The sequence below is a fragment of the Roseovarius sp. genome (assembly GCF_048262375.1).
In the GTDB taxonomy this organism is placed as follows: domain Bacteria; phylum Pseudomonadota; class Alphaproteobacteria; order Rhodobacterales; family Rhodobacteraceae; genus Roseovarius.
Genome location: NZ_JBLXFE010000052.1, coordinates 1 through 8152 on the forward strand (window position 1 = coordinate 1; position 8152 = coordinate 8152).

11 protein-coding genes are annotated in these 8152 nt (G+C 59.2%); 7 read left to right on the forward strand and 4 right to left on the reverse strand.

The features are described 5' to 3' along the window. Positions 1 to 133 precede the first annotated feature (133 nt). From ACN0SW_RS19970 to ACN0SW_RS19985, 4 genes are all read left to right on the forward strand, one after another. Positions 134 to 346 (forward strand): helix-turn-helix transcriptional regulator, encoded by a 213-nt coding sequence (locus ACN0SW_RS19970; RefSeq protein WP_339851244.1) that lies wholly within the window; start codon positions 134 to 136, stop codon positions 344 to 346. A gap of 170 nt (positions 347 to 516) precedes the next feature. After that, positions 517 to 1020: an L-2-amino-thiazoline-4-carboxylic acid hydrolase gene (locus ACN0SW_RS19975; RefSeq protein WP_417729654.1), complete on the forward strand. Its 504-nt coding sequence runs from the start codon at positions 517 to 519 to the stop codon at positions 1018 to 1020. 82 nt (positions 1021 to 1102) lie between these two features. Then, positions 1103 to 1594, forward strand: coding sequence for a PAS domain-containing protein (locus ACN0SW_RS19980; protein ID WP_339851248.1), 492 nt, complete (start codon positions 1103 to 1105; stop codon positions 1592 to 1594). 67 nt (positions 1595 to 1661) lie between these two features. Further along, complete coding sequence (locus ACN0SW_RS19985) at positions 1662 to 3107, forward strand: aspartate/glutamate racemase family protein (RefSeq protein ID WP_417729655.1); 1446 nt, start codon at positions 1662 to 1664, stop codon at positions 3105 to 3107. Between the two features lie 414 nt (positions 3108 to 3521). On the opposite strand, the gene ACN0SW_RS19990 is transcribed toward ACN0SW_RS19985, so the two are convergent. Continuing rightward, positions 3522 to 3794, reverse strand: a complete 273-nt coding sequence (locus ACN0SW_RS19990) for a hypothetical protein (RefSeq protein WP_417729656.1) — start codon at positions 3792 to 3794, stop codon at positions 3522 to 3524. 674 nt (positions 3795 to 4468) lie between these two features. Here ACN0SW_RS19990 and ACN0SW_RS19995 point away from each other — a divergent pair. Continuing rightward, positions 4469 to 5500, forward strand: a complete 1032-nt coding sequence (locus ACN0SW_RS19995) for a D-alanine--D-alanine ligase family protein (protein WP_417729657.1) — start codon at positions 4469 to 4471, stop codon at positions 5498 to 5500. Positions 5501 to 5554: 54 nt separating this feature from the next. On the opposite strand, the gene ACN0SW_RS20000 is transcribed toward ACN0SW_RS19995, so the two are convergent. From ACN0SW_RS20000 to ruvX, 3 genes are read right to left on the reverse strand one after another with little or no spacing between them, the layout of a single operon-like run. Continuing rightward, a complete protein-coding gene (locus ACN0SW_RS20000; protein ID WP_417729658.1) occupies positions 5555 to 6001 on the reverse strand; it encodes a transglutaminase domain-containing protein in 447 nt (148 codons plus the stop codon). Next, positions 5998 to 6963 carry a glycosyltransferase family 9 protein gene (locus ACN0SW_RS20005; protein ID WP_417729659.1) on the reverse strand — a complete coding sequence of 322 codons (966 nt, stop codon included), beginning with the start codon at positions 6961 to 6963 and terminating at the stop codon, positions 5998 to 6000. Before ACN0SW_RS20005 ends, ACN0SW_RS20000 begins: the two co-directional genes overlap by 4 nt. A 49-nt stretch (positions 6964 to 7012) precedes the next feature. Beyond that, positions 7013 to 7474, reverse strand: a complete 462-nt coding sequence (gene ruvX / locus ACN0SW_RS20010) for a Holliday junction resolvase RuvX (RefSeq protein WP_417729660.1) — start codon at positions 7472 to 7474, stop codon at positions 7013 to 7015. A 92-nt stretch (positions 7475 to 7566) separates the two neighbouring features. Between ruvX and gatC the strand changes: the two genes are divergently transcribed. Further along, positions 7567 to 7854, forward strand: a complete 288-nt coding sequence (gatC, locus tag ACN0SW_RS20015; protein ID WP_339851260.1) for an Asp-tRNA(Asn)/Glu-tRNA(Gln) amidotransferase subunit GatC — start codon at positions 7567 to 7569, stop codon at positions 7852 to 7854. Next, the coding region (locus ACN0SW_RS20020) for an amidase family protein (protein ID WP_417729661.1) at positions 7854 to 8152 on the forward strand (299 nt) is incomplete at its 3' end. The genes gatC and ACN0SW_RS20020, both read left to right, overlap by 1 nt.

The window sequence follows — 8152 nt, forward strand, 5'->3', positions numbered from 1 at the left end:
AAGCGGTTTATCGCCGGCGGTGGTTGGTTTCGCCCTGGGCATCGTCTTTGTCGTCTTGGTTCAGAGCGTGGTTTGTGCCATTGGCAACTGGATGTGGTGGGCATCCAAGCGATAGCGGCGGGCCGAGGCTGATATGAAAAACAGGATTCGCGTATTGCGGGCTGAGCGGCGCTGGACCCAGGCAGACCTTGCAAGCCGGCTTGGTGTTTCTCGAAACTCCGTCAATGCGGTCGAGAACGGAAAGTTCGACCCGTCATTGCCCCTGGCGTTCCGGATAGCCCGCTTGTTCGGGTTGAAAGTCGAAGAGATTTTCGAGGAGGACGTTCCTGAACCGCAAGACCGGTAAAGGCGCGCCGCACGGTCCCGCGTGCTGGCGAATTCTCCGAATACCGGCCCCATTTCCGGCACCCGCGGAACCTGCTTTATTCTAATATACCGTTCCCGGCCTTTTCATGAGGTCGAGACCGTCCGCCGGGCCGTTGAAAAGAGCTTGGCCGTAATCACCCGGAGAGAGCCATGACCGACCTTCCCATCATCGAGCAACGCCGCATCGAAGCGACCGTGATCAAACCGATTTACGAGGAGATGGTGCGGGAGGTTGGCCGGGAGGTGGCGCAGAAGATCATCAGCAGCGCCATCCGCAAGGCCGCCATCGCCCAGGCACAAACCTTCGCCGAACGCGACGGACCGGATCGCAACATGCGCGACTTCCAGGCGCTATACAGCCTCTGGACCCATGGCGGCGCACTGGAAACCGACGTGCTGGAGGCGACGGACGAGACCTACCATTTCAACGTCACCCGCTGCCGCTATGCCGAGATGTACAAGGAGATGGGGCTGGGAGAAATCGGCCATCTGTTGTCCTGCAACCGGGACGGCAGCTTCTGCGAAGGCTATTCCGACAAGATCACGATGCAGCGCGGGCAGACCATTATGCGTGGGGCGAGCCATTGCGATTTTCGATATCGGTATAATCATAAAAATTCAACTTTTGGAGGGGTTGAAAATACCGAGGGTTGAGTTTTCGGGGGCTAAAGATCTGGCAATCCCGGGAATGGCGTTGCAACATGAACTCGGGGCGTTTCACTGAACCGGACAGAACATGCATGAACACCCGAGTCTCCCGCGCGCCAGGGACATCAGGGAGCAGGCGCAGACTACGGCGATACGTGAACTCCTCTCCCACTGGATAGCGATCCATCCGGGTGACCGTATACCCGCGCGGGCGGATTTCGATCCGCTGAGCGTCTCGAGAGTTCTACCTAACCTCGTGCTGACCGATGTTGAACGGGACCCGTACCGCTTCCGGGTTCGTCTCATGGGAACCGCAATCGTCGAGGCGATGGGCGCTGATTTCACGGGCCAGTATCTTGACAAGGTCTGGCCGAATGCCGATGAGCAATTGCTCGTGCGCCATAGGGTCGAGGTCGTGGAGTCGGGGTTGCCTAATTACAGATATGGCGTGTCGCCGACCAGCTTCAGGCTGGATTTCGCTGCACTCGAACGGGTGTTCCTGCCATTCGCAGCGAATGGCTCTGATGTTGATGTGATCCTGAGTGCCATCGTTTATATGCAGCCGAACCCGGAGGGGTGAGGGGCGTGACGGTCAGAGCGCGAATTGAATTGTGTCCCCGTAAGAGCCAATTTTCTGGAACTCAAAAATGTCCAATCCAGTCCGCATTTCCCTGATCCACGCAACGCCGCTCGCCATAGCCCCGATAGAGACGGCGTTCCGGGAAATTTGGCCGGAGGCCGAGATCCGTTCGTTGCTGGACGAGGCTCTCTCGGTCGACCGCGCGAAGGAAGCCTACCTGACGCCGGGTCTGGCGGCACGGACCGTGGCGCTCGCGCGCTATGCCGAGGGAACGGGGCCTGCGGGCATCCTCTACACCTGTTCGGCCTTTGGCGAAGCGATAGAGGAGGCCGCGCGTACATCGCCGCTGTCGGTGCTGAAACCGAACGAAGCCATGTTCGAGGAGGCCTTTGGCCACGGAAGGCGTATTGCGATGATCTACACCTTCCCGGCGGCGGTCGAGGGCATGGCGGAGGAATTCCGCGACGAGGCTGCGCGGCGCGATTCCGGAGCACGCCTGACAACGGTTTTCGCGGAGGGCGCGCGGGAGGCGCTGAACGGTGGTGACGCGGAAACCCACAACCGCCTCATCGCCGACGCGGTCGCCCGCACGGCGGACGCGGATGTCTTCCTGCTGGCCCATTTCTCCATGGCCCCAGCCGCCCCGGCCTGCCGCGCGGTGACTGACCGGCCGGTGCTGACCAGCCCGGAGGCGGCGGTGCGAAAGATGAGGGCGTTGGTTGGGGCGCGGGAGGGAGCAGGTGAGGCTGAGGGACGAAATTCACCTTTGAACGCGTCAATTAAGTCGCGTGTTCCCATAAATGCGAGAGAAAAAAGCATCTCTAATCTTAGTTCGATCCAATTGAGGCGTCACAAAACTGCGGCTGCTTATCGATCAGATGACTCTAAAAAAATGTTCTCAGACTTGACGCAGGCTTACTGGAAATCTGCAACAACATTACATCGTGAAGCGATCTCAAAAAGACCAAGTATTAATTTTTCTGGATCGCCGATGATTGCTCCGAGTATTGTTCTTTATGTAAGTTCATTAGATTCTTTACTAAATTCTATTTTGGCGCGAGTTCAATTGTTTGTCGATCAAGAAGAATTAAACGCATCGTGTTACGAGGTTGCCGCAGAGCCCCTTTCCAAGGAAAAAATAAAGCGGTTTATGTTCATTTTGCAATTGAGTGATTTTGCGGACCAAAATTTGATCAACAAACTGGGTCTTTTATCGAATCTACGAGGTGAAGTTGTGCATTTCGTACCGATTCCATCACCTCGTAACGAGTGGAGAGGTCGTGTTTTGGAAGCAGTAAGGAGTGCTGGGGTTAGTCGTGACGAAATGTTGGATATTGATACAAACACGGCTATGACGTTTTTTAAAGTCGCAAACTGGTGTCGTGCAATAGTTCTTGATACAGCAAATCATATACAGAACGAACTATCTTGGGGGCCACAGTTGTTTGCGTCATCAGATGAGGCAGATTTGGGTATGAGATCTATTCAGGAACTAAGGAGGCACGACATTTAATTCGTGTTGCGGTTCCTAAATCACAATATGCGGTCTCTCCTCAACGGCATTTCGCATCCCGCAACGCAATGTCATATTCCAGTTAGCAGCATATCAAGCGCGTTCGTGATCTCGGTCTCGTTGCTGAGGACGCTCGTGACCGGGGATTAGGGGACGATACGTAATTAGCTGGCCGACTTTGAAACAGAAAGCATCGTCATTCCGGCCGGAGAGCCGGGCCCCAGGGGGGGGCGTGGGGCCGTGTTCTATGCTCTCTGGGTCCCGCATCACGTGCGGGATGACGATGTTGGGGGCGGAATAATGATGTTTCCGGACGGGGTGATGGCCTGAGGGGGAGGGGATGATATGGGGACACGAAACTTGTCTCCCGGGTGCGTGGATTATGTTTCGTGTCCCTTGGACTGCCTATTCGTCTTACTCGGACGCGACCATGCCGCGTGCGACGATCAGCAAGTCATCCGCGTATTGATATTCGCCGTCCTTGCATCGCTGGGCCGCAAGCTCGAGCAGGCTGTCAAAGACCGCTGCGGATTTGGGGCCAAGGTCAGGGTTTCCCGCGCGGGCTTCCTGGGTATCCTGGATCGCGGCCTCGCAGGCTTTCAGGGTGGTGATCGTCGTCGGGTTTTTTCCGGCGGAATAGGCGGATCCGGCCTGCGTGACGACGAGAACAGTGGCGACGATGAGCAATCTCGTTAAAGACAACATCATATTTTCCTCTCAGCGTCCGTGACATCTCCTGAGCACGTGACGTGCTCTTGAGATAATCCATTAAAAGCGGAATTTAAGGGGTGTCATCGGCGTGGCGGCACCGCGATCGCAATAAGAGTCCACGCCTGAATATCCTCCCGTTTGAGCGCGAAACCCGGACTCCGACGGGGCGAATATCGGGACGGCCACCGGCTCCGCATTCCCCGGCGAAGACACTGCTGGCAGGGACCATATTTTACCGGTGAGCCGGGCAGGGCAGTCCGGGCCTCATGAAGATCGTCATATCTGTACGCCGCAATTCCTGCTAAGGAAGAGGCTCATGCAGCTGCGGTTGAGAAATTCGGTTTCTCCGCGCTTGTTTACTGAGCATTTCTGACATTTTCGCCCCCCGGGAGCACACACGTGCCTCCCGAGGCATCACACGCATTAGCGGTGAAGGATCCATTTTGGACATTAATGACAAAACCATCATCAGAACGTCCCTGAAACCCGGGGCTCTCCTGAAATCTAGAGCCTCCCTTGATCCCAGAACGTCCCTTGATTACCGGCCGCGCGCCAAAGCGTTCCCGCGGCATGCCGGTCAAACAGCGGTTTCTCCCGGCACAGCCTCCTCTGTTGATCGCAACCGGAACAAGGTCATTGAAATTGTTACCGTGCCCTATCTCACGGACATCACGGCCAATCGCAAGAATGTCGGGATTGAGCTGGATGTGCCGGCCGTTCAGGAAATCCTGTCGGGCTATTATCACGATGTCAGCATCACCCAGATAAACACGCAGAAGGATCTGGAGCTTCTGGCCGCACGGCGGCCGGATCTGGTGTTCTCCGGGGTCAAATATTTCAATTTCGGCGGCCAGGATCTGTGGTTGAACGATTTCCTGGACCTGCATGGCATTGCCTACATTGCCTCGGGCAAGGCAGCGCTCGACAATGAGCATGACAAGGCCCGCGCCAAGCGCATCATGCAGCAGGCCAATATCGCGACCGCGCGGTATTTCCAGACAGCTCCGGGCGAACATCCGACCGCCGCCTCCGTGCCGATTGCCTTTCCGCTCTTCGTCAAGCCTGTCACCGGGGGAGACAGCCGGGGCGTGGATGCCAATTCCGTGGTGCATGATTTCGAGAGCTTCCGGCGCAAGGTGCTGGATATCCATGAGACGCAGAACAGCCGCGCACTGGTGGAAACGTATCTCTCGGGCCGGGAATACAGCGTCGGCATTCTGGAAGACGCAACCAATGGAACCTTGCGCGCCATGCCGATCGAGATCATCGCCGCTCCCAATCAAAACGGGGACCGTATTCTCGATTACGATATCAAGAAGCAGGATGCCGAGACCGTCGAGATGGTGACGGACATGGCAATTCACGCGCGCCTCGGCGACCTTGCCAAGGCGGCGTTCCGGGCACTCGACGGCAAGTCGCTCGGGCGCATCGACATCAAGATGAGCCACGACAACGTGCCGCACTTCATCGAAGCCAATCTCATGCCCGGCCTCCGCAAGGGGTACTTTTACCGTGGCTGTTTGCTCAATCTGAACATGAGCTATGAAGAGATGATCCTGAAGATTGCCGAGAACGGTCTCGCCGTCAGCGTTCCGCGTCCGGGCGGTTACGAGACGGAGACTTCGGAGCCAGTGATCGCGGCCCGGAAAATGAACGCGGAGATGTTCGTGGACGGATTCTGACCGGGCTGGCGCGGACGGGGCTTTTCGGCTGGAAAGAATGCCGCTGATCAAGCGTCAGCGGCGCTTTCGCCAGGCTTCGAGGGCGGAGCTGGCCAACTCCTGCCGTTGCCGTTTCGCGCTTTCATATGCGGTGTCCCGGCCCGTCCGGTAGCGCGGATCGTCTGATGGGCTGATCGAAACCGGCGGGCCGCCATATTGGTCGGCGCAGATATCGACGATCCAGCCGCCGCATTTGACCCAGGCATGCCCGTGCCAGATGCCGTCGTGGAGATAGCCTTCCGTCGCCCCCGGTGCATTGCCCTGGGCGACGGCCGCATCGAATCCGTGTTCCCGCAGAACAGTGGCGAGGAGCAGGCTGGTGGTCTGGCAGGTGCCGAGGGAGAGGGGATCGGGAAGCGCCCGGCCCCTGAGGGCGTGCCATTCGGGCCATAGCCCTTCCAGAAACCGGCGGACGTCCCCGGCGATGCGGGTCAGTTCCTGCCGGGAAGGGGTGGTACTCATGCCTGGCGGGTGTTCGGAATCGCGCCCCGGCTTTCCAGCTCTGCGATTTTCGCCAGGACGTCATCGACCGTGATGCCTTCCATCAGCGTCGAGACCGAAGCGGGGTCGGTACGCAGGCGGGCCATAAGGGCGTCTGCGCTGTCCGGGGTGCGGATAACGTAGCCGTTCTCGCCCCAGGGCCGGTAATGCTGGTCCTTTGTCGGCCCGAACAGGCCGATGGTCGGAATGCCGGAGGCTGCCGCGAGATGCATCATGGCGCTGTCGTTGGCGACCATCAGGCGGCATCTTTTCAGCAGCTCGTAGGTCGAGAGGATGTCCAGCCCGAAGCCGTCGATCACCCGGCCTCCATCCTGATTCTCCAGCAGAGCGGCTCCAGCCTCCCGCTCGTCGGGACCGCCGACGAGTACGATCTCGGCGCCCGGCGCGAAGGCTTTCATCTGCCGGATACTGTCCGCCAGTGCCGCGAACCGGTCCGCTGGCCAGGTCTTTCCCGCCCAGTTGGCACCGACGGCGAGCGCGACGGGGGTTTTCGCTCCCGCGAGCAGCTTTTCCGCAGTCTCCCGGTGTTTTGGCGCAGTCCAGATCTTCGGGTTCTGCGGCGGAATGCCGAACATCGAGGCGTTCAGCTCGACCCGGTGCCGCCCGGTCCGGTCGTAGGGGACGCTGTAGCGCTTTCCGGCCAGCAGCAGCCAGGGCATGGCGGAGCGGCGCAGATCGACGACGACGCGCCATCTCCGGGGCGCCATGGTCCGCCAGAGCTGCCACCAGTGCCCGTGATTGCGCTGCTTCCTGATGATATGCAGCGCCTCCAGGTTCGGTACTTCGCCGAATACCTTCGACGCCGGTCCGCCGCAGGCGATGGTGATGCCGTCTTCGGGATATTGCTCATGCAACCAGGAGAGAATTCCGGTCGAGAGAATCGCATCGCCGATCCGTGTGGAGGTAATGAACAATATCGACATCGGGTCTCTCTGGTTCTGTCTTGTCTTGGATGCTGGAATTCGGGGTGGCTCAGTCCGGTATCGTGTCCAGCGCGGCCTGCAGGATATAGGCCGCGGCAAGCTGATCCACCCGGGCCGCGCGTTTCTTCCGGGTCATGTCCGCGTCGATCATGGCCCGCTCGACGGCCATGGTGCTCATCCGCTCGTCGAAAAACGCGACCGGCAGGTCGATGCGCAGGATCAGCTCACGGGCGAAATCGCGGGTCGACTGGCACCGGGGGCCCTCGGTGCCGTCCATGTTCAGCGGCAGGCCGATCAGGAAGGCGCCGACATTCTTTTCCGTGACGATCCGCGCCAGCTCTTCGGCGTCCTTGGTGAACTTCCGGCGCTGGATGGTGGTGACCGATGAGGCGACGCGCAGGAACGGGTCGGAGATGGCGATGCCGATGGTCTTGGAGCCGAGGTCCAGCCCCAGAATCCGGGTGAACTTGCCCATCATTTCTGGCAGGTCGGCGGGGTTGCAGAATGTCATGTCAGGGTGATACCTTCGCCACCGTTTTGCGGCTCTGTGCTTGGTGTATGGAGCTGCCGCGAATTTCCGAATATTACGGAGAGCCTTATCCGATGTCGCTTGACAAAGCCACTGTCGCGAAAATCGCGCATCTCGCGCGTATCAAGACCGACGACGCACAACTGGATGCCATGGTCGGTGATCTGAACACTATTCTCGGCTTTGTCGAGCAATTGGGTGAAGTGAATACGGACAATGTCGAGCCGCTGGCGAGCGTCACGGGCCACGGCCTGCCGCTGCGCGCCGACGCGGTGTCCGACGGCGCCTATCCCGAACGGGTGCTGGCGAACGCGCCGGACCGGGCGCATGGCTATTACGCTGTTCCGAAGGTGGTCGAATAATGAGCGATCTTCTCTCACTCAGCCTGACCGAGGCGCGCGACGCGCTGAAGGCGAAAAAAACCTCCTCTACCGAGCTGACCGAGGCCTATATCGGCGCCATGGAAGCGGGCAAGAGCCTGAACGCCTTCATCACCGAAACGCCGGACAAGGCGCGGGCGATGGCCAAGGCATCCGACGAAAAGCTCGCACGCGGCGAGGGCGGGGCCATGGAAGGCCTGCCGATCGGCATCAAGGATCTGTTCTGTACCCAGGGCGTGCTGACAACGGCGGCTTCGCACATCCTCGACGGTTTCAAGCC